Genomic DNA, 19,336 nt, shown 5'->3' on the forward strand with positions numbered 1-19,336 from the left:
CAGAAACAATGGAACAAATAACAAGGGCAATATCAAGGGAATAAGGGTCATGGCAGGGCTGATAACACCTTGCGCCAGAGTGTGGCGTGTATGCGCCGGATTGCTGTGTTCCCTCATAGAAATATCTTGTCGGGGTGCATCCTTTTCGCTACGATCTAACGCGGTGCCTCATATATGTGCACCAAGTAAGTGATTTAACAGGACATATCCCCGCGCGGGCGTTCAACACAGATCCTGCAGCACGCGGGAGGGCAGCCAAGGAGTACGCTCGTGATCAATCTAGGTTCCTTGTTCGGAAAGTCCAGTCCGCCGTTGGCCGGGCTCGACATCAGCACGTCGGGCGTCCGCCTGGTGGAGCTGGCCGACGCCGGCAAGGGTGAACTGCGCCTGGAGCGCTATGCCGCCGAACCGCTGCCGCGCGGCGCGGTCGTCGACGGCAACATCGAAAACATCGACCAGGTGGCCGAGGCCGTGCGCCGCGTCTGGAAGAAGAGCGGCACCAAGGCCCGCCACGTGGCGCTGGGCATGCCGCCGGCCGCCGTCATCACCAAGAAAATCATCCTGCCGGCCGGCCTGTCCGAAGACCAGCTGGAAGTGCAGGTCGAATCCGAAGCCAGCCAGTACATCCCGTTCGCGCTGGACGAGGTGAGCCTGGACTTCGACGTCATCGGCCAGGCGCCGAACTCGCAGGACGACATGGAAGTCATGCTGGCCGCCGCGCGCCGCGAGAAGGTCGAGGACCGCGTGGCGATCGCCGAAGCGGCCGGCCTCACCGCCACCGTGATGGACATCGAATCCTACGCCGCGCGCGCAGCCCTGGATCGCGTCGCCGGCGCCAAGCCCGAGCAGATCGTGGCGCTGTTCCAGATCGGCGCCCAGGCCACCCACGTGTCGGTGCTGCAGAACGGCGAAACCATCTACGAGCGCGAGCAGCCGTTCGGCGGCAACCAGCTGACCCAGGACATCGTGCGCGCCTACGGCCTCGCGTTCGAGGAAGCCGAGACCCGCAAGAAGGCGAACGAACTGCCGGAGAGCTACCGCGCCGACCTGCTCGCGCCCTTCCTGGAAAGCGCCGCGCTGGAAGTCACGCGTGCGATCCAGTTCTTCTTCACCTCGACGCCCTATACCCGGATCGACCAGCTCTACCTGGCCGGCGGCTGCGCCGCGCTGCCGGGCCTGCTGGAGCTGATCGGCAGCCGCACCCGCATCCCGAGCAGCATCGTGGCGCCCTTCGAGGGCATGTCCCACGGCGCGCTGGTGCGCGAACAGCAGCTGCGCCACGAAGGCGCCGCCTACCTGGTCGCCTGCGGCCTGGCCCTGCGGAGGTTCGGATGATCCGCATTAACCTGCTCCCCCACCGCGAAGCGAAGCGCAAGCAGAAGCAGGCGGCCTTTGTCGCCATGCTGGCCGCGGGCGGCGTCGCCGGCGCCGCCGTGGTGCTGCTGGTCGGCGCCTGGAACGCCAGCCGCATCGCGGTCCAGAACGAACGCAACCTGGTGCTGAAAACCGCCAGCGCGGAACTGGACAAGAAGATCGGCGAGATCAAGACCCTCAAGGAGGAAATCGAAGCCCTGAAGGCGCGCCAGCAGGCCGTGGAAGACCTGCAGGGCGACCGCAACCAGCCGGTCTACCTGCTCGACGAACTGGTGCGCCAGACTCCGGAGGGCGTGTACCTGAAATCCTTCCGCCAGGAGGGCCAGAAGGTGACGCTCAACGGCTACGCCCAGTCGCAGGAACGGGTCGCCGAACTGCTGCGCAACGTGTCCGGCACCTCGCCCTGGCTGGAACGCCCGAACCTGACCGAAGTGAAGGTCTCGTCGCTCGACAAGGACAAGAGCAAGAACGGCCGCAAGGTCGTCGAGTTCCAGATGGACGTGGCGATCAAGCGCCTGCGCGAACAGGAAGACACCGGATCGGGCGACGGCGCCAAGGGCGCCAAGCCGGCCGCAGCGAGCGAGCGCAAGCTCGCCAAGTCGGCGGAATGACATCATGAATATCGACCTCAAAGACCTCGGCACCCAGCTCGCGGCCCAGTTCCAGGACCTGCAGGGCCGCCAGCCCGGCCAGTGGCCGCTGGCGCCGCGCCTGCTGTGCGCGGCCGGCGTGGCGGCGGCCGTCATCGGCCTGGGCTACTTCTTCTACTGGGACGGCCAGTTCGACAAGCAGAAGAAGGGCGCCAGCCAAGAAGCGACCCTGCGCAAGGAATACAAGGACAAGATGGCACAGGCGATCAACCTGGAAGCCCTGCAGAAGCAGAAGGTGCAGGTGGACCAGTACGTGCTGCGCCTGGAAAAGCAGCTGCCGAGCAAATCCGAGATGGCGGACCTGCTGTCCGACATCAACCAGTCCGGCGTCGGCCGCGGCCTGCAGTTCGAGCTGTTCAAGCCGGGCCAGGAAGTGGTCCGCGACTACTACGCCGAACTGCCGATCGACATCAAGGTAAGCGGCAAGTACAACGACGTCGGCGCCTTTGCCGCCGACATGGCCAACCTGCCGCGCATCGTCACGCTCAACAACATGGTCTTGACGTCCAAGGACGGCGCGCTGCAGCTGGAAGCGGTGGCCAAGACCTTCCGCTACCTCGACCCCGACGAGATCAGCGCGCAGAAGAAGGCGCGCGACGACAAGAAGGGCAAGGGCAAGAAGAAGGGCAAGGGCAAGGACAAGGAAGACAAGGGAGCGGCGAAATGAAGCGGCTGTTGTGCACCTTCGGCGCGGTAGCGCTGCTGGCGGGCTGCGGCGACGGCGACGTCCAGGAAGTGCGCGACTGGATGAAGCAAGTCCAGCGCGAGACCGTGCCCAAAGTGAAGCCGCTGCCGGAGCCGAAGGAATTCGTCCCCTACGCCTACAATCCGGGCGGCGCGATCGAACCGTTCAGCGACGCCAAGCTGCTGGGCGAGATGGCGCGCGTGGCCGCGGCCAATCCGAACCCGCTGGCGCCGGACGCCAACCGTCCGCGCGAAGTGCTCGAGAACTACCCGCTCGACACCATGCGCATGGTGGGCACGCTGCAGAAGGGCGGCATCAGCTATGCGCTGCTGCAGATCGATGCGTCGATCTACCAGGTCAAGGCGGGCCAGCGTATCGGACAGAATCACGGGTTGGTCACGCGCATCAGCGAAGGCGCGATCGACATCAGGGAAGTAGTGCAGGACGCCACCGGCGACTGGGTCGAACGCAAGGCGACGATCGAGCTGGCGGAAAGCAAGGAGACCGGGAAATGACCCCAGGCATGAACAATCGCAGCACCATTCGACTCATCGTGCCGGCCTGGCTGGCGCGCTGTGGCGCGACCCTCTTGATGACGCTCGCCGCCGGCGCGGCAGCGGCACAGGCTCAGTTGCCAGTGAATGCCATCGAATCGATCACCGCCAACCAGCAGGGCGCCAACGTCGTGCTGAACATCGCCATGCGCGAGGCGCCGAGCAAGCCGCCAATCGGCTTCTCGATCACCAGCCCGGCGCGCATCGCGCTCGACTTCGGCGCCACCGGCAATGCTACCGGCAAGGCCTCCCAGGACATCAACCTCGGCGACGTGCGCAGCCTGAACCTGGTCCAGGCCGGCGAGCGCACCCGCCTGGTGCTGAACCTGGCGCGCGCGCTGAATTACGCCACCGCCATCGACGGCAAGTCGGTGATCGTCACCGTCGAAGGCTCGGGCGGCGTGGCGCAAGCCGTGAACGCCGCCGGCCTGCCCGCGGCGAGCAGCCCGGCGCCGGCAGCGCGCCAGGTCTTGCGTGACCTCGACTTCCGCCGCGGCAGCAACGGCGAAGGCCGCGTCGTGGTCGACCTGCCGAACGGCCAGGTCGGCGTCGACGTGCGCCAGGCCGGCAACCAGGTGATCGTCGACTTCCTGCGCACCGGCCTGCCGGAAACGCTGCGCCGCCGCCTCGACGTGACCGATTTCGGCACCCCGGTCACGCGCGTGACCACCACTTCGCAGGGCGAGAACGTGCGCATGGTGATCGATGCGCAGGGCGCCTGGGAACAGTCGGTGTACCAGAGCGACACCCAGCTGATCGTCGACGTGCGTCCGGTCAAGGAAGACCCGAACCGCGTGGGCGGCGCCGCCACCGGCTACCGCGGCGAAAAGCTCTCGTTCAACTTCCAGAACGTGGAAGTGCGCGCCGCGCTGCAGGCGATCGCCGACATCTCGGGCCTGAACATCATCGCCAGCGACTCCGTCACCGGCAACCTGACCCTGCGCCTGCGCGACGTGCCCTGGGACCAGGCGCTGGACGTGGTCCTGCAGGCCAAGGGCCTGGACATGCGCAAGAACGGCAACGTGCTGTGGATCGCGCCCAAGGAAGAACTGCTGACCAAGGAAAAGCTCGAGCTCGAGCAGCGCGCCCAGATCGCCGACCTGGAGCCGCTGCGCTCGGAAATCTTCCAGCTGAACTACCAGAAGGTCGAGGCCTTCCGCACCGTGTTCGGCCTCGACGCGAGCGGCGCATCGACCGCCGCCGACAGCAAGAACCGCGTGCTATCCAAGCGCGGCAGCGCCATCATCGACCCGCGCACCAACCAGCTGTTCGTGACCGACATCGCGTCCAAGATCGAAGACATCCGCAAGCTGATCCAGAAGACCGACGTCGCCTCCAAGCAGGTGCTGATCGAGGCGCGCCTGGTGGAAGCGAACGACGGCTTCTCGCGCAACCTCGGCGCCAAGCTCGGATTCAACGACATGCGCGCCCTGCGCGGCGGCGACCAGGGCTACAGCATCGGCGGCAACAACCGGGTCGCCATCGGCGGCAACCTGACCGGCATCGGCCAGGACACCCTGCAGACGCCGGACAAGGGCGATGCCTATACCAACACCACCCTGGTGAACCTGCCGGCGGCGGGGATCGCCGGCATCAATCCGGCCAACATCGCCTTCTCGCTGTTCTCGTCGGCCGACAACCGTTTCCTGAACCTTGAACTGTCGGCCCTGGAAGCCGACGGCAAGGGCAAGATCATTTCCAACCCGCGCGTGGTCACCGAGGACCGCCAGGTTGCCGTTATCGAGCAGGGCGTCGAGCTGCCGTTCCAGGTCGCCACCAGCAGCGGCGCGACCTCGATCACCTTCAAGAAGGCCAACCTGCGCCTGGAAGTGACGCCGCAGATCACCCCGGACGGCAACGTCGTGCTCGACGTCGACGTCAACAAGGACTCGAAGGGCGAAGAAACCCGCGCCGGCCCGGCGATCAACACCCAACACGTGAAGACCAAGGTGATGGTCGAGAACGGCGGCACGGTGGTGCTGGGCGGTATCTACCAGCAGACCGAACGCAACAACGAAAACAAGGTGCCGCTGCTGGGCGACGTGCCGGTGCTCGGCTACCTGTTCAAGTCGACCGGCCGCGAAAGCACCAAGACCGAACTGCTGGTGTTCATTACGCCGAAGATCGTGGCGGACACCACCGCCACCGGCCGCTGAGCGCGCATAGAAAAACCATCGCAACGACACAACAAAAGGAAGAACAGAAGTCATGCACCACACTCCAGAACAGGGCGCCCTGGCGTCGATCGGCCGCTGGACCGCAATCGCGGTCGCGGCTGCCATTCTCAGCGCCTGCGGCGGCGGTGGCGGCAACCCGGGCAACACCGGCTCGGGCGCCGGTACCGGCGGCACTGGCGGCACTGGCGGCACCCCGGTCGCGGCCGACCCGAAGATCAACATCGCCGTGACCGACGCCAGCGGCGCCAACCTCACCCTGCTGTCGGGCGCCCAGAGCGCCACCGTGAAGGCGTCGGTGCTGACCGCAGCCGGCAAGCCGGCGCCGGGCGTCATCGTGCAGTTCAGCACCAGCGCCGCCAGCCTGCTGAGCTTCACGCCGGAGACCGCGTCGGCCCTGACCGATGCCAACGGCGTCGCCACCGTCAGCGTGCGTCCGGCCAGCGTGACCTCGGCCGGCGCCCTGTCGGTCACCGCCACCTCGGTGGTGGAAGGCAAGACCGCGACCGCCAGCACCAACTTCACGGTCGGCGCCGCGCCGCTGACTGTCGGCGCCCTGAGCTTCTCGCCGGCCCCGCCGAGCCGCCTGCCGGCCTTCAGCACCGCGTCGCTGGTGGTCCCGGTCACCACCGGCGGCCAGCCGGCCAGCGCCGCGCCGGGCGTGACGCTGACGTCGCTGTGCGTGGCCGACGGCACCGCCACGCTGGTGCCGGGCAGCTTCGCCAACGGCGCATTGAGCGCCACCTACACCAATAACGGCTGCCTGCGCGGCCGCGACGTCATCACCGCCACGATCGGCTCGTCGGTCCAGACCATCGGCCTGGACGTCGACCCGGCCAACATCGGCACCATCCAGTTCGTGGGCAGCAGCGTGACCGGCAGCTCGATCGTGCTGAAGGGGTCGGGCGGCCAGGGCCGCGTGGAAGCGGCCCAGATCAGCTTCCGGGTGGTCGACCAGCAGGGCAACAGCCTGCCGGGCGTGAACGTCGATTTCAGCGCCACCACCAACACCGGCGGCCTGACGGTCTCGCCGACCCGCGCCACTACCGACGCCGCTGGCAATGTCTCGACCACGGTGTCCTCGGGCACCATCCCGACCCCGGTGCGCGTGACCGCCGAGGCGACCCGCAACGGCGTCCGGATCAGCGGCCTGTCCGACACCTTGACCATCTCGACCGGCCTGCCGATCCAGAAGTCGATGTCGATGAGCGCTGCCAAGTTCAATATCGAAGGCCTGGAATACGACAACGAGACCACCAGCATCACCGTGCTGATGGCCGACCAGTACGGCAACCCGGTGTCGGACAACACCGCCATCAACTTCGTGACCGAAGGCGGCGCCATCGGTTCGTCGGCCCAGGGCGGCTGCGTGACCAAGGACGGCGGCTGCTCGGTGAACCTGCGCAGCCAGGCCTTCCGCCCGCTGGACGGCCGCGTGACCGTGCTGGCCTACGTCCAGGGCATCGAGAACTTCGTCGACGTCAACGGCGACGGCCAGTACAGCTGCAGCGGCTACACCGGCACCACCGCGTACCGTCCGCTGGTGGACAACTGCCCGAGCGGCGGCGAGCCCTTCCCGGTGGCCAGCACCGGTCAGCTGGGCGACATGGGCGACCCGTTCCTGGATGTCGACTTCAACGGCGTCCATGACGGCACCAAGGGCGACCTGCCGTTCCCGTACAACAGCTCCAGCTACAAAAAGGATGGCGACGGCAAGTGGGGCCTGAACTACATCCGCCGCAGCTTCGAGGTCGTGTTCAGCGGCTCGCACCCGCGCCTGATCCGCCAGTTCTGGACCGGCACCGCATGGCGCGACTGGACTGCCGACGACGGCGATCCGCTGGTCCTGAAAGGCATCAACGGCACCGCCTGCTCCGATGTCGACCTGCGCTTCCGCCTCACCGACGTCAACAACAACCCGATGCCCGCCGAAACGGCCGTCGCAACCGACGACGTCACCAACGTGACGGTGGGCACCGTGGCGCCGTCGAAGGTTCCGTCGACCAACGCCCTGGGCGGCACCTACCACTCGGTCAACGTCAAGCCGAACGCTTCCTGCGCGGCCGGCAGCCTGGGCGTCAGCATCAGCACCCCGCGCGGCATCGTCACCACCTATTCCTTCAAGTACAACTGAGGAAACAAGGTCCGGTTTGACGCAAAAAGAGGCGGCCAGTCTATACTGGCCGTCTTTTTTATTTCTGCGGACCTGGCAGTGCCTCATCCCAAGAACAACAACATCTTCCTGGTCGGCCTGATGGGAGCCGGGAAGACCACCATCGGACGCCAGCTGGCGCGCAAGCTGGGCTTGCGCTTCGTCGACTCCGACCACGAGATCGAAGCGCGCACCGGCGCCTCGATCCCCTGGATCTTCGAGATCGAGGGCGAGGCGAGCTTCCGCCGGCGCGAAGCGGAGATGATCCGCGAGCTGAGCGCCCAGGAGGGCCTGGTGCTGGCCACCGGCGGCGGGGCCGTCCTGAATCCCGCCAGCCGCGCGCTGCTGGCCGAGCGCGGCACCGTGATCTACCTGCGCGCCACCATCGGCAGCATCCTGCAGCGCACCTCGCACGACAAGAACCGCCCGCTGCTGCAGACCGCCGACCCGCGCGCCAAGCTGGAAGAGCTGCTGGCCCAGCGCGACCCGCTGTACCGCGAGATTGCCAACCTGGTCATCGATACCGGCCGACCTAACGTACAATCGATGGTACAGACCATTTTGGACCAGCTCGCCGCGCTGGAGGCCGCGCACGTGGCCGCCGGCGCGCGCCGGGCGACAAGCGACACGATGAACGCAATGAGCGCACCCGCACCCACCATCCTGAACGTCGAACTGGGCGAACGCAGCTATCCGATCACGATCGGCCCCCAGCTGCTGCACGACAGCGCGCTGCTCGCCCGCCACATCGACGGCGGCAAGGCCGCCATCGTCACCAACACCACCGTGGCGCCGCTCTACCTGGCGCAGGTCGCAGGCAGCTTGCGTGCGCAAGGCCGCGAGGTGGTCGAGATCGTGCTGCCGGACGGCGAAGAGCACAAGACCTGGGAGTCGCTGAACCTGGTGTTCGACGCGCTGTTGCAGAACAAGTGCGACCGCAAGACCACCATCGTGGCGCTGGGTGGCGGCGTGATCGGCGACCTGGCCGGCTTCGCCGCCTCCAGCTACATGCGCGGCGTGCCCTTCGTGCAGGTGCCGACCACGCTGCTGTCGCAGGTCGATTCCTCGGTGGGCGGCAAGACCGGCATCAACCACCCGCTGGGCAAGAACATGATCGGCGCCTTCTACCAGCCGCGCGCCGTGATCGCCGACACGGCGACGCTGGACACCCTGCCGCCGCGCGAACTGGCGGCCGGCTTGGCCGAGGTGATCAAGCACGGCGCCATCCTGGATGCAGCCTATTTCGAGTGGATCGAGGCGAACATCGCCAAGCTCGTGGCGCGCGAGCCGGACGCGATGGCCTACGCGATCGCGCGTTCCTGCGAGATCAAGGCGGAAGTGGTGCGCAAGGACGAACGCGAGGGCGGCCTGCGCGCCGTGCTCAATTTCGGCCATACCTTCGGCCACGCGATCGAGGCCGGCCTGGGCTTCGGCACCTGGCTGCACGGCGAAGCCGTCGGCTGCGGCATGGTGATGGCGGCCGACCTGTCGGCGCGCCTCGGCCTGGTCGACGCCGCCACCGTGAAGCGGGTACGCGCCCTGGTGCAGGCCGCCGGCCTGCCGACCGTGGCGCCGGATCTCGGCGTGGAGCGCTGGATCGAGCTGATGGCGGTCGACAAGAAGAACGAGGGCGGGGAGATCAAGTTCATCCTGCTCAAGCCGCTGGGCAGCCCGGCGATCACGACGGTGCCGCCGGAGATCCTGAAGGCCACGCTGGCCGCCTGCGTAACCGCAACCGAGGAGTGAAGATGCTGGACTTCGACGCACGCCTTGCCCCCTATGCAGCCCATTCGTCGAAGTCGCGCGGCCGCGTCCACATCGAGCCGCCGGCAGGGTCGCGCAGCGAATTCCAGCGCGACCGCGACCGCATCATTCACTCGACGGCCTTCCGCCGCCTGGAGTACAAGACCCAGGTGTTCCTGAACCACGAGGGCGACCTGTTCCGCACCCGGCTCACGCACAGCATCGAGGTGGCCCAGATCGGCCGCACCCTGGCGCGCAGCCTGGCCCTGAACGAAGACCTGGTGGAAGCCACCGCGCTGGCCCACGACCTCGGCCACACGCCCTTCGGCCATGTGGGCCAGGACGTGCTCAACGAATGCATGAAGGACTACGGGGGCTTCGAACACAACCTGCAGAGCCTGCGCGTGGTGGACGAGCTGGAAGAGCACTACGGCGCCTTCGATGGCCTGAACCTGACGTTCGAGACGCGCGAGGGCATCCTCAAGCACTGCTCGCTGACCAATGCGCGCCAGCTGGGCGAACTGGGACGCCGCTTCATGGAGCGTAGCCAGCCCAGCCTGGAAGCCCAGCTGACCAATCTCGCCGACGAGATCGCGTACAACAACCACGACATCGACGACGGCCTGCGCTCGGGCCTGCTCACCATGGCGCAGATGGAAGAGGTGACGCTGTTCGCACGCCATCGCCACACGGTGGAAACCCAGTATCCGGGCCTGGCCGGACGGCGCGCGCTGTACGAGACGATCCGCCTGATGATCACGGCCATGACGGCCGACCTGGTCGAGACCTCGGCCGCGCTATTGAAGGAAGCGGCGCCGAAGGACATCGATGATGTGCGCGCGGGGCCGCCCCTGATCCGCTTCTCGCAGCAGATGCGCACCGAGACCACGGAGCTCAAGCGCTTCCTGTACGCCAACCTGTACCGCCACTTCCAGGTCAACCGCATGCGCGTCAAGGCCAGTCGCGTCGTGCGTGAGCTGTTCGAGGCGTTCCTGACGGACCCGGTGCTGCTGCCGAACGATTACCAGGTGGAGGGTGATCCGCTGCGGCAGGCGAGGAAGATTGCGGATTACATTGCGGGGATGACGGATCGGTATGCGATTCGGGAGCATCGGCGGATTTTTTCGCTGGATCACTTCTGAGATCGTCGCGTATCCGCAGCACTACCGCCAGCCGTCAACAGTAACACGTCATTCCCGCGCAGGCGGGAATCCAAGTTCGGTGAGTCACGTTGCCCGGTGCACGCAAGCGTTAGCGGTCTGCGAAAAAAATTGGATTCCGGCCTACGCCGGAATGACGGTTTTTAGGCTAACAAAGGAACGGCGCTAACGAAGCAGTCACCACGTCAACCAAACAACCCCGGCCTCCCCAGCTCCTGCAGCAGCTTCTTCACCGGCGCCGGCAACGGCGCCTCCCCGATCGCGTGCAGATCCCACCACATGTGCCGCCCGGTCGCACCACCGCGCGCCCCCAAGGTGACCTGCCACGGCGTGATGTGCAGCTTGTAGTGCGTGAACACATGCACCAGCGGCCGCAGCGCCTGCACCTCGTCCACCGTCCCGAACTGCGCGGCAGCAGCAAGCACCTCGGAATACGGCACGGCATCCACATCCACCCCCAGGTGCCCATCGACCTCCGGCAGCGACAGTAATCCACCCCAGATCCCGGTACCCGGCCGCTGCTCGAGCAGCACCTGGCCGCGGTCGATCACGACCAGCAGCGCGGCGCGCTTTTCCGGCGTGGCCTTCTTGGGCTTGCGCACCGGGAGTTCGGCCGTGCGGCCGGTGGCGTAGGCGACGCAGCGTTCGCGCAGCGGGCAGCGCTGGCAGTCGGGGCGGCTGCGGGTGCACAGCGTGGCGCCCAGGTCCATCAGGCCCTGCGTATACGATTCGATGCCTTGCTCCGGCAGCAGCGCATCGGCGCGGCGCCATAGCGCGTCTTCGACCCGCTTCTCGCCCGGATACTGGTCGATGCCGAACACGCGCGCGAACACGCGCTTGACGTTCCCGTCCAGGATCGCGGCGCGCACGCCGCTGGAGAAGGCGGCAATCGCCGCCGCGGTCGAGCGGCCGATACCGGGCAGCTCGGCCAGCAGCGCCGGGTCGCTCGGGAACACGCCGCCGTAGTCCTGCACCACGCGCTTGGCGCAGGCGTGCAGGTTACGGGCGCGGGTGTAGTAACCGAGACCGCTCCAGTGCGCCATCACGTCCTCGCTCGGTGCTTCGGCCAGCGCCTGCACGGTGGGGAAGCGCTCCAGGAAGCGCGCGTAGTAGCCGAGCACCGCGGCGACCTGGGTCTGCTGCAGCATGATCTCGGACAGCCAGATGCGGTAGGCATCCGTCGTGTTTTGCCAGGGAAGGGTGTGGCGGCCGTGGCTGCGTTGCCAGTCGATCACCGCCTGGGAAAAGGTCGGGTCGGCCAACTGGTCGAATTCGGTGAGGCGTTTCATGCTGCTGATGTTAACTCCGGTACGTCCAGTGTTGCGGCGACCTGCGCCGCCATGGCGGCCAGCCGCGTGCGCGTCTCGTCCTGCGCCTGCTGGGTGCTCTCGAAAGCCGCGATCTTCTGTTCCAGGCCGTCGGTGGCTTCGAAGATGCGTCCGATCGAGGCCTGGCGCTGGCGCAGGCCGTCGCGGTGCTGGCGGATCGCCGCTTCCAGCGGCGCCATGATCACCTTCAGCCAGGCTTCAGCATCCGTGTTCGCGGCGCGGAAGCTGTGGCGCACGCGCGAGGCGATCGAATCGAAGAAGCGCTCGAGCAGGGTGGCGCGGCTGGTCATGAGTAAGGTGGCGGTGCCGAACTGCTTCACGAACAGCGCCTCGACCTCGTCGAGCTCGCGCCGGTAGCGCTCGAGCGACAGCGGCATCGGACTGGCCAGGCTCAGGCCGTGCTCGGCGGAGAACTTGCGGATCATGCTATCCATCATGGCGCCGATCTCGGCGACCTTGGCGGACGATGCGTCGAGATTCGCGCGCATCGCCTCGAAATAGCTGCGCACCGGCGCGCGCATGCCGGCCGCGAAAAGCGAGGCCTGCATCGCCGCGCGCACGGCATCGGTCTGCTCCTGCACGGCGTCCATGCCCAGCGTCGAATACAGCTCGGTGGACAGGCGCGTGTAGACGGCGCGCGTGCCCTGCAGCTTGAACAGGCTGGCGTCGAATTCCTTTTTCTCCGCCTCCACCCGGCGCATCATGTGAGCGATCACGCCCTGGTTCTTGCCGCGCAGGCTCTTGAGCTCCTGCAGCTGCTCGACCAGCTCGCGCATGCGCGCTTGCGCCTGCGCCTGCTGCCCGGCCGCGAGCAGGCGCAGGTCCTCGCGCAGCTGGCCGGCGATGATGGCGCGGCGCGCCGGGATCAGGTCGTGGAACAGCGCCGTTTCCAGTTGTCCCAGGCGGCTCTTCTCGAACAGGGCCATGTCGCCGTTGATCTTGCCGACCAGGGCCTTCTGTGCGGACACCGGATACACGCGCCCCGGCTCCAGTCCAAGGAGCTGGGCCACGTGCTGCTGCTGGCGCGCGATCTCGGCATCGTTCTCCTGCGGCGAGCGCAGCTCGTCCCACATGGCGTCGATCTTGTTCAGCACCGCCAGGCGTCCCGGCCCGGCGCCGATGTGGGTGCGCCAGACGTCGATGTCGCTCCTGGTGACGCCCGTTTCGGCGGCCAGCACGAACAGCACTGCGTGGGCGTTCGGGATCAGGTTCAGGGTCAGCTCGGGCTCGGTGCCGATCGCGTTCAGGCCCGGGGTGTCGAGGATCACCAGGCCTTGTTTCAGCAGCGGGTGCGGCAGGTTGATGATGGCGTGGCGCCAGCGCGGGATCTCGACGCTGCCGTCAGGTCCCAGGCTGCTCGCTGTGTCCGGGTCTTCCGGGTCCCACAGTCCGTACTGCTGCGCCTCGCTGGATGGCACGCGGCGCGTCTGGCTCACCTGGCGAAAGGCTTCGCTCATGCGCTCGGGCGCGTCCAGGTCGAGCGGCAGCACGGTCCAGGCGGCAGCAATCTCGCGGAAGTCGCTGGTGGACAGATGCTGGATACGGGTTTCGATCGGCAGCAGGCGGATGCAGGGCGGCAGGGCCGGGTCGTACAGCAGCTCGGTGGGGCACATGGTGGTGCGCCCGGCGCTCGACGGCAGGATGCGCTGGCCGTAGTCGGCGAAGAAGATCGCGTTGATCAGCTCGCTTTTGCCGCGCGAGAACTCGGCGACAAAAGCAACCGACAGGCGGTCGTCGCGCAGCCGGGCCAGCGCCCGCGCAAGCTGCTGCTCGCCGGCGCCGTCGATCTGGCCGGCCTCGCGCAGCGCTGCGCCGTAGGCTTCCAGCGCCGTCGCGACGGCGGCGCGCCAGGCGCCATACTGTTGAAAATCCTGCATCGTTTACACCCGTGTTCAACCCGCTTGCGCCGTGTTTAGCGCTGGCATTGCACGCAGTAGAACGTCGAGCGCTGGCCCTGCTTGATCTGGCGGACCGGCGCCCCACAGTTGCGGCAAGGCACTCCAGCACGATCATAGACGAAATATGTCTGTTGGAAATACCCAGATTGCCCGTTTACTGCAATAAAGTCGCGCAGGGTACTGCCGCCCTCGACGATGGCGGCGGCCAGGATGTCCTTGATCGCTTCGGCCAGCCGCTCGTACCGGGCGCGGCTGATGCGCGCGGCCGGGGTCTTCGGGTTGATTCCGGCGCGGAAAAGGCTTTCGCAGGCATAGATGTTGCCGACGCCGACCACGATGTCGCCCGCCAGCAGCACCTGCTTGATCGGCGCGCTGCGCTTGCGCGTCTCGCGCCACAGCAGTTCGCCGGAAAAGCCCTCGCCCAGCGGTTCCACGCCGAGGCCGCGCAGCAGCATGTGCTGTTCCAGTTCGCCTTCATCCTTGCCATGCCAGAGCACGGCGCCGAAGCGGCGCGGATCGTGCAGGCGCAAGACCTGCTTTCCCTCGGGCCCGTTCACGACCAGGTCGAAGTGGTCGTGCTTGCGCGCCTCGATCCCCGGCGGCAGCACACGCAGGTGGCCGGACATGCCGAGGTGGACGATCAGGGTGCCATGCTCGAATTCGATCAGCAGGTATTTTCCCCGCCGATTGGTACCGAGGATGCGGTGGCCGGCCAGCAGCTCCGACAGGGCAGGCGGGAAGGGCCAGCGCAGGCCTTCGCGACGCAGCACCACCTGTTCGACGACGCGGCCTTCGATATGGGGCGCGACACCGCGCCGGGTGACTTCTACTTCTGGCAATTCAGGCATGGGAGGAGAATGGTGTAAATTCTTAGGCAGCAATTAAGGAAAACGCGCTGCTACGCACGCGGGCGCATGCTTGAGCGTAGAATCAGACAACATCTCAGAACCCGGACTTGCCTTGAAAAACGCTTTCGTCATTGTAACCCTCTCCAGCATCCTGGCGGCGTGCGCGGTCGCGCCCAAACAGCAAGCTGAGCAGCAGGCGCCGACTCCCGCTTCCTCGGATACGCAGGCCGCCACCGAGGGCGCCAAGGCGCCGGATGGCGAAGAGGTCGCCACCAGCGAGGAAGACGAGGAGGCCAAGGCAAAAGCCGAGGCGGAAGCGCGGCTGCCCAAGGTCGAGATGACCAGCACGATGCTGAACCAGTTACTTAAGGCCGAGTTCGCATTCCGCAAGGGCGACTGGCAGGGGCCCTACCTGACCATGCTGTCGCTGGCCCAGCAGACACGCGATCCGCGCCTGGCGCGCCGCGCGGCCGAGATGGCGGTGACGGCGCGCCAGGCCGACGATACCCTGGCCGCCGTGCGCCTGTGGCGCCAGCTCGACCCGACCTCGGACGAGGCGACCCAGTACTTCGTCGGCATGGTGGTCACTTCCGACAACATCGCGGACGTGGAGCCGGTTTTTGTGGAGCGCCTGCAGAAATCGCCGCCCGACAAGCGTGGCGTGCTCCTGTTCCAGATCCAGCAGCTGCTCGGCCGGGCCAAGGACAAGGAAGCGGCCAGCGCCATGCTCGAGCGCGTCATCGCTCCCTACAACGGTACCTTCGAGGCCCATATCGTGCGCGCCCAGGCGGCGCTGGCGCGCGGCGACCGCGAAGCGGCCCAGCGCGCGGCACATGCCGCCCTGGTTGCCAAGCCGGACTCGGAAATCGCGGTGCTGATGATGGCGCAGGTGCTGGAAGATGACGGCAAGGCCGGCCCGATGCTGGAAGCCTTCCTGAAAACCCACCCGGATGCGCGCGAAGTGCGCGCCGCCCACGCGCGCGTGCTGGTCAACCAGAAGCAGTACGCGCAGGCGCGCGCCCAGTTCGAGACCCTGCTCAAGGGGCGTCCGGACGATGCCGGCAACCTGTACGCGCTCGGCGTGCTGGCCAGCCAGATGAACGATGCGCAGGGCGCGGAAGGCTATTTCACCCGCTTTGTCGAGGTACTGGGACGCAATCCGGAAGACGAGCGCGACCCGACCCGGGCGCTCCTGATCCTGGCCCAGATCGCGGAAGAGCGCCGTGATTATCCGGCCGCGCTGGGCTGGCTGGAGAAGATTCCCGCCGGGACCGAACCGCAGCTGCTGTTCAGCGCCCAGCTGCGCCGCGCCCAGCTGCTGGCGCGCCAGGGAGACCTGGCGGGCGGGCGCAAGCTGCTGGCCAGCCTGAAGCCCGCCGAGCCGGCGCAGCAGGCCCAGGTGGCAGTGGCCGAATCGCAGCTGCTGCGCGACGCCGGCCGGGCGCTGGAAGCGTATTCGCTGATGGAAGCCGCGGCCAGGCGTTTCCCGAAGAATCCCGACCTGCTGTACGACTTCGCACTGCTGGCCGAAAAGATCGGCCGTGTCGACGTGATGGAAAAGGCGCTACGCGACGTGATGGTGCTGGCGCCGGACAACCACCATGCCTACAACGCCCTCGGCTATTCGCTGGCCGAGCGCAACACCCGCCTGCAGGAAGCCTACACCCTGGTGGCCAAGGCCCTCGAGATGGCGCCAGGCGACCCCTTCATCATGGACAGCATGGGCTGGGTGCAGTACCGCCTGGGCAAGCTGGACGAGGCCGAGAAATACCTGCGCGATGCCTATGCGCTGCGGCGCGATCCGGAAATCGCCGTGCACCTGGGCGAAGTGCTGTTCCAGAAGGGCCAGCAGGCCGCTGCCCAGGCGCTGTGGCGTGAAGCAAGCGCCAAGGATCCGCAGAACGACACCCTGCGCAGCACGCTCGCGCGCCTGCGCCAGAGCTTGTGAAATAATTCGGCTTCCCTTATCTCTTCCTTTTGCCGATGCCGATTACCCGACGCCTGAGCCTGCTCGTCCTCGCCGCTACCCTGGCTGGCTGTGCCACCACCAGCAACAATGTCGCCACCGTGGGCGCTTACCGCGACACCATCGACCTGGACGGGCGCCTGTCGGTCAATTACCAGAAGAACGGCAATGGCGAATCGCTGACCGGCAGCTTCGACTGGACCCAGCGTCCCGGCAACGTGGACGTCACGCTCACCGGTCCGCTGGGCCAGACGGTGGCCACCATCAGCGTGACACCGCAGTCGGCCACGCTGACCCAGGCCGGCCGCGCGCCCATCACGGAGGCGAATATCGACAGCCTGACCCAGCGCATCCTGGGCTGGCCGCTGCCGGTGTCCGGCCTGCGCGACTGGCTGCAAGGGTATGCGGTGGACGCGCAGGGGCAGCGCTTCAGCGCTTCGCCGGCGCGCAACGAGGTGACCACCCAGGACGGCTGGCGCCTGCGTTTCGTCGAATGGCATGACGCGAATGCCGCCCAGCCGGTGCCGCGCGTAATCTACGCGACGCGCGCAGCAAGCGGCGACATCCAGGACCTGTCGATCCGCATCATCGTCAACCCGGCGCAGGCTTGAGGCCAGGGATGCGTTCGCTGCACGATTGCCCGGCTCCGGCCAAGCTCAACCTGTTCCTGCACGTGACCGGCCGCCGCGCCGACGGCTACCACCTGCTGCAAAGCGTGTTCCAGCTGATCGACCACGGCGACACCCTGCACTTCGACCTGCGCGACGACGAGCGCATCGTGCGCACCACCAGCGTGCCCGGCGTGCCGGAAGAGCAGGACCTGATCGTACGCGCCCTGCGCCTGCTGCAGGCGGAGTACGCGCGCCGTCACGGCCGCCTGCCGCCGGGGATCGATGTCGCAATCGAGAAGATCCTGCCGATGGGCGGCGGGCTGGGTGGCGGATCCTCGGATGCGGCTACCGCGTTGATGGCGGCGAACCAGCTGTGGCAGGCCGGCTTGACGCAGCAGGAGCTGATGGACCTGGGCTTGCCGCTGGGGGCCGACATTCCGTTCTTCCTGTTCGGCGAGACGGCCTTCGCCGAAGGGGTAGGGGAGGCGCTGCAGGCGGTACAAGGGCCAGACTGCTGGTACATGGTGCTGGAACCGGGCGTTGCGGTGCCGACCCCTGCAATCTTTTCCGCGCCTGATTTGACGAGGAATACAAAGCCCGTTACAATAGCGGACTTTTCCAGCAGCCTTGCTGTTTCAGGCAAGCAGATTGGCTTCGGGAAAAATGATTTGCAGGACGTGGCTGAACGCCTGTTCCCGCCGGTAGCAGAGGCGGTCGAATGGTTAAGCAGCTACGGCGATGCCAGGATGACTGGCTCGGGGGCATGTGTGTTTTGTGCCTTCTCCAGCGAGCGCGATGCGGACCAGGTTCTGGCACAGGTGCCGGAGAAATGGAAAGCGTGGAAAGCGCATTCGCTGGCGAGCCACCCGATGAAATCGCTCTTGCAGAATCAAGCAGTTATAGAATAAAATTTTGCCTGTCGCGACGTTAGACGTTAAAATACGTAGAATGTAACGGCAAGCAGTTCAGTCGTGTAGGGGAATCGCCAAGCTGGTTAAGGCACCGGATTTTGATTCCGGCATACCAAGGTTCGAATCCTTGTTCCCCTGCCAAAGTTTTCCCGGCTGTCGAGGCATGATCCTCCAGCGGGAAGAAAAGCGGTGCAGCGTTCGGCCTGCATCCACAAGCTAATCAGCCGGTTCATCCGGCTGATTGTTTTTCAAGTATCGACGCATTCTCTTGGGATTCCCTCCATGGCTTACGAAAACCTGATGGTTTTTACCGGCAACGCCAATCCGGCACTAGCAGAGGGGGTCGCTAAGAACCTCGGCATTCCACTCGGCAAAGCAGTCGTCTCGAAATTCTCGGACGGCGAAGTCATGGTCGAGATCAACGAGAACGTGCGCGGCAAGGACGTCTTCGTCCTGCAATCGACCTGCGCTCCGACCAATGACAACCTGATGGAAATCATCCTGATGGTGGACGCGCTCAAGCGCGCATCGGCCGGCCGCATCACCGCCGCCATCCCTTACTTCGGCTACGCCCGCCAGGACCGCCGCCCGCGCTCGGCGCGCGTCGCGATCTCGGCCAAGGTCGTCGCCAACATGCTGGAAGAAGCCGGCGTCGAGCGCGTCCTGATCATGGACCTGCACGCCGACCAGATCCAGGGCTTCTTCGACATCCCGGTCGATAACATCTACGCATCGCCGATCCTGCTGGGCGACCTGCAGAAGCGCAACTACGACGACCTGCTGGTCGTGTCGCCGGACGTCGGCGGCGTGGTGCGCGCCCGTGCGCTGGCCAAGCGCCTCGGCTGCGACCTGGCGATCATCGACAAGCGCCGCCCGAAGGCGAACGTGTCGGAAGTCATGAACATCATCGGTGAAGTCGAAGGCCGCAACTGCGTTATCATGGACGACATGGTCGACACCGCCGGCACCCTGACCAAAGCTGCCGAAGTGCTCAAGGAGCGCGGCGCCAAGAAAGTCGTGGCTTACTGCACCCACCCGGTGCTGTCGGGTCCGGCAATCGACCGTATCTCGAATTCCCCGCTCGACGAGCTGGTCGTCACTGACACCATCCCGCTGAGCGCAGCCGGCGCCGCCTGCGGCAAGATCCGCCAGCTGACCAGTGCTCCGCTGCTGGCCGAGACCTTCAAGCGTATCGTCAAGGGCGACTCGGTCATCTCGCTGTTCGCTGAATAAGCAACAAAACACCGTCTTTACGGCGCGCCGTGGCTGACATAGCCGGCGC

Annotated in this window: 15 protein-coding genes and 1 tRNA gene; 13 read left to right on the forward strand and 3 right to left on the reverse strand. The window is 66.4% G+C overall.

Going from position 1 to position 19,336, the window contains the following annotated elements:
• Nucleotides 1-270 precede the first annotated feature (270 nt).
• The 8 genes from LK539_RS19260 (at nt 271) to LK539_RS19295 (ending at nt 10,474) form a co-directional block, all read left to right on the forward strand.
• Nucleotides 271-1,335 (forward strand): type IV pilus assembly protein PilM, encoded by a 1,065-nt coding sequence (locus LK539_RS19260; protein WP_227802681.1) that lies wholly within the window; start codon nt 271-273, stop codon nt 1,333-1,335.
• Nucleotides 1,332-1,985, forward strand: coding sequence for a PilN domain-containing protein (locus LK539_RS19265; protein ID WP_227802682.1), 654 nt, complete (start codon nt 1,332-1,334; stop codon nt 1,983-1,985). The genes LK539_RS19260 and LK539_RS19265 overlap by 4 nt, the downstream gene beginning before the upstream one ends.
• Nucleotides 1,986-1,989: 4 nt before the next feature.
• The gene (locus LK539_RS19270; RefSeq protein WP_227802683.1) at nt 1,990-2,691 is read left to right on the forward strand and encodes a type 4a pilus biogenesis protein PilO; all 702 of its coding nucleotides are present in this window, start codon (nt 1,990-1,992) and stop codon (nt 2,689-2,691) included.
• Complete coding sequence (locus tag LK539_RS19275; RefSeq protein WP_227802684.1) at nt 2,688-3,224, forward strand: pilus assembly protein PilP; 537 nt, start codon at nt 2,688-2,690, stop codon at nt 3,222-3,224. The genes LK539_RS19270 and LK539_RS19275 overlap by 4 nt, the downstream gene beginning before the upstream one ends.
• Entirely contained in the window at nt 3,221-5,419 is a 2,199-nt protein-coding gene (locus tag LK539_RS19280; RefSeq protein WP_373889569.1) for a type IV pilus secretin PilQ, read from the forward strand. Before LK539_RS19275 ends, LK539_RS19280 begins: the two co-directional genes overlap by 4 nt.
• A 52-nt stretch (nt 5,420-5,471) precedes the next feature.
• Nucleotides 5,472-7,571 (forward strand): Ig-like domain-containing protein, encoded by a 2,100-nt coding sequence (locus LK539_RS19285; protein ID WP_227802685.1) that lies wholly within the window; start codon nt 5,472-5,474, stop codon nt 7,569-7,571.
• 120 nt (nt 7,572-7,691) lie between these two features.
• Nucleotides 7,692-9,335: a bifunctional shikimate kinase/3-dehydroquinate synthase AroKB gene (aroKB, locus tag LK539_RS19290; RefSeq protein WP_229520860.1), complete on the forward strand. Its 1,644-nt coding sequence runs from the start codon at nt 7,692-7,694 to the stop codon at nt 9,333-9,335.
• A gap of 2 nt (nt 9,336-9,337) precedes the next feature.
• Nucleotides 9,338-10,474, forward strand: a complete 1,137-nt coding sequence (locus LK539_RS19295) for a deoxyguanosinetriphosphate triphosphohydrolase (protein ID WP_227802686.1) — start codon at nt 9,338-9,340, stop codon at nt 10,472-10,474.
• 203 nt (nt 10,475-10,677) lie between these two features.
• Here LK539_RS19295 and mutY read toward each other — a convergent pair whose 3' ends face one another.
• From mutY to mutM, 3 genes are read right to left on the reverse strand one after another with little or no spacing between them, the layout of a single operon-like run.
• Nucleotides 10,678-11,781, reverse strand: a complete 1,104-nt coding sequence (gene mutY, locus LK539_RS19300) for an A/G-specific adenine glycosylase (protein WP_227802687.1) — start codon at nt 11,779-11,781, stop codon at nt 10,678-10,680.
• Nucleotides 11,778-13,697, reverse strand: a complete 1,920-nt coding sequence (locus LK539_RS19305; protein WP_227802688.1) for a dynamin family protein — start codon at nt 13,695-13,697, stop codon at nt 11,778-11,780. The genes mutY and LK539_RS19305 overlap by 4 nt, the downstream gene beginning before the upstream one ends.
• Before the next feature lie 35 nt (nt 13,698-13,732).
• Nucleotides 13,733-14,566 carry a bifunctional DNA-formamidopyrimidine glycosylase/DNA-(apurinic or apyrimidinic site) lyase gene (mutM, locus tag LK539_RS19310; protein WP_227802689.1) on the reverse strand — a complete coding sequence of 278 codons (834 nt, stop codon included), beginning with the start codon at nt 14,564-14,566 and terminating at the stop codon, nt 13,733-13,735.
• A gap of 112 nt (nt 14,567-14,678) precedes the next feature.
• Here mutM and LK539_RS19315 point away from each other — a divergent pair, with 112 nt between their 5' ends.
• From LK539_RS19315 to LK539_RS19335, 5 genes are all read left to right on the forward strand, one after another.
• Nucleotides 14,679-16,514 carry a tetratricopeptide repeat protein gene (locus tag LK539_RS19315; protein WP_227802690.1) on the forward strand — a complete coding sequence of 612 codons (1,836 nt, stop codon included), beginning with the start codon at nt 14,679-14,681 and terminating at the stop codon, nt 16,512-16,514.
• Nucleotides 16,515-16,549: 35 nt separating this feature from the next.
• The gene (locus tag LK539_RS19320) at nt 16,550-17,143 is read left to right on the forward strand and encodes an outer membrane lipoprotein LolB (protein WP_227802691.1); all 594 of its coding nucleotides are present in this window, start codon (nt 16,550-16,552) and stop codon (nt 17,141-17,143) included.
• Between the two features lie 8 nt (nt 17,144-17,151).
• A complete protein-coding gene (gene ispE, locus LK539_RS19325; protein WP_227802692.1) occupies nt 17,152-18,051 on the forward strand; it encodes a 4-(cytidine 5'-diphospho)-2-C-methyl-D-erythritol kinase in 900 nt (299 codons plus the stop codon).
• Between the two features lie 67 nt (nt 18,052-18,118).
• Nucleotides 18,119-18,195: transfer RNA gene (locus tag LK539_RS19330), tRNA-Gln, on the forward strand.
• Nucleotides 18,196-18,336: 141 nt separating this feature from the next.
• Nucleotides 18,337-19,287, forward strand: coding sequence for a ribose-phosphate pyrophosphokinase (locus LK539_RS19335; protein ID WP_027867206.1), 951 nt, complete (start codon nt 18,337-18,339; stop codon nt 19,285-19,287).
• The last annotated feature ends 49 nt before the right edge of the window (nt 19,288-19,336 follow it).

Source organism: Massilia sp. IC2-476 (assembly GCF_020707295.1).
Lineage (GTDB): Bacteria > Pseudomonadota > Gammaproteobacteria > Burkholderiales > Burkholderiaceae_D > Telluria.

Bases quoted from the DNA above. Each gene is read 5' to 3' on its own strand.
- LK539_RS19320 (WP_227802691.1), top strand. From the start codon at position 16,550: ATGCCGATTACCCGACGCCTGAGCCTGCTCGTCCTCGCCGCTACCCTG.
- mutM (WP_227802689.1), bottom strand. From the start codon at position 14,566: ATGCCTGAATTGCCAGAAGTAGAAGTCACCCGGCGCGGTGTCGCGCCC.
- LK539_RS19265 (WP_227802682.1), top strand. From the start codon at position 1,332: ATGATCCGCATTAACCTGCTCCCCCACCGCGAAGCGAAGCGCAAGCAG.
- LK539_RS19295 (WP_227802686.1), top strand. From the start codon at position 9,338: ATGCTGGACTTCGACGCACGCCTTGCCCCCTATGCAGCCCATTCGTCG.
- LK539_RS19280 (WP_373889569.1), top strand. From the start codon at position 3,221: ATGACCCCAGGCATGAACAATCGCAGCACCATTCGACTCATCGTGCCG.
- ispE (WP_227802692.1), top strand. From the start codon at position 17,152: ATGCGTTCGCTGCACGATTGCCCGGCTCCGGCCAAGCTCAACCTGTTC.
- aroKB (WP_229520860.1), top strand. From the start codon at position 7,692: ATGGGAGCCGGGAAGACCACCATCGGACGCCAGCTGGCGCGCAAGCTG.
- mutY (WP_227802687.1), bottom strand. From the start codon at position 11,781: ATGAAACGCCTCACCGAATTCGACCAGTTGGCCGACCCGACCTTTTCC.
- LK539_RS19285 (WP_227802685.1), top strand. From the start codon at position 5,472: ATGCACCACACTCCAGAACAGGGCGCCCTGGCGTCGATCGGCCGCTGG.
- LK539_RS19335 (WP_027867206.1), top strand. From the start codon at position 18,337: ATGGCTTACGAAAACCTGATGGTTTTTACCGGCAACGCCAATCCGGCA.
- LK539_RS19270 (WP_227802683.1), top strand. From the start codon at position 1,990: ATGAATATCGACCTCAAAGACCTCGGCACCCAGCTCGCGGCCCAGTTC.
- LK539_RS19275 (WP_227802684.1), top strand. From the start codon at position 2,688: ATGAAGCGGCTGTTGTGCACCTTCGGCGCGGTAGCGCTGCTGGCGGGC.
- LK539_RS19305 (WP_227802688.1), bottom strand. From the start codon at position 13,697: ATGCAGGATTTTCAACAGTATGGCGCCTGGCGCGCCGCCGTCGCGACG.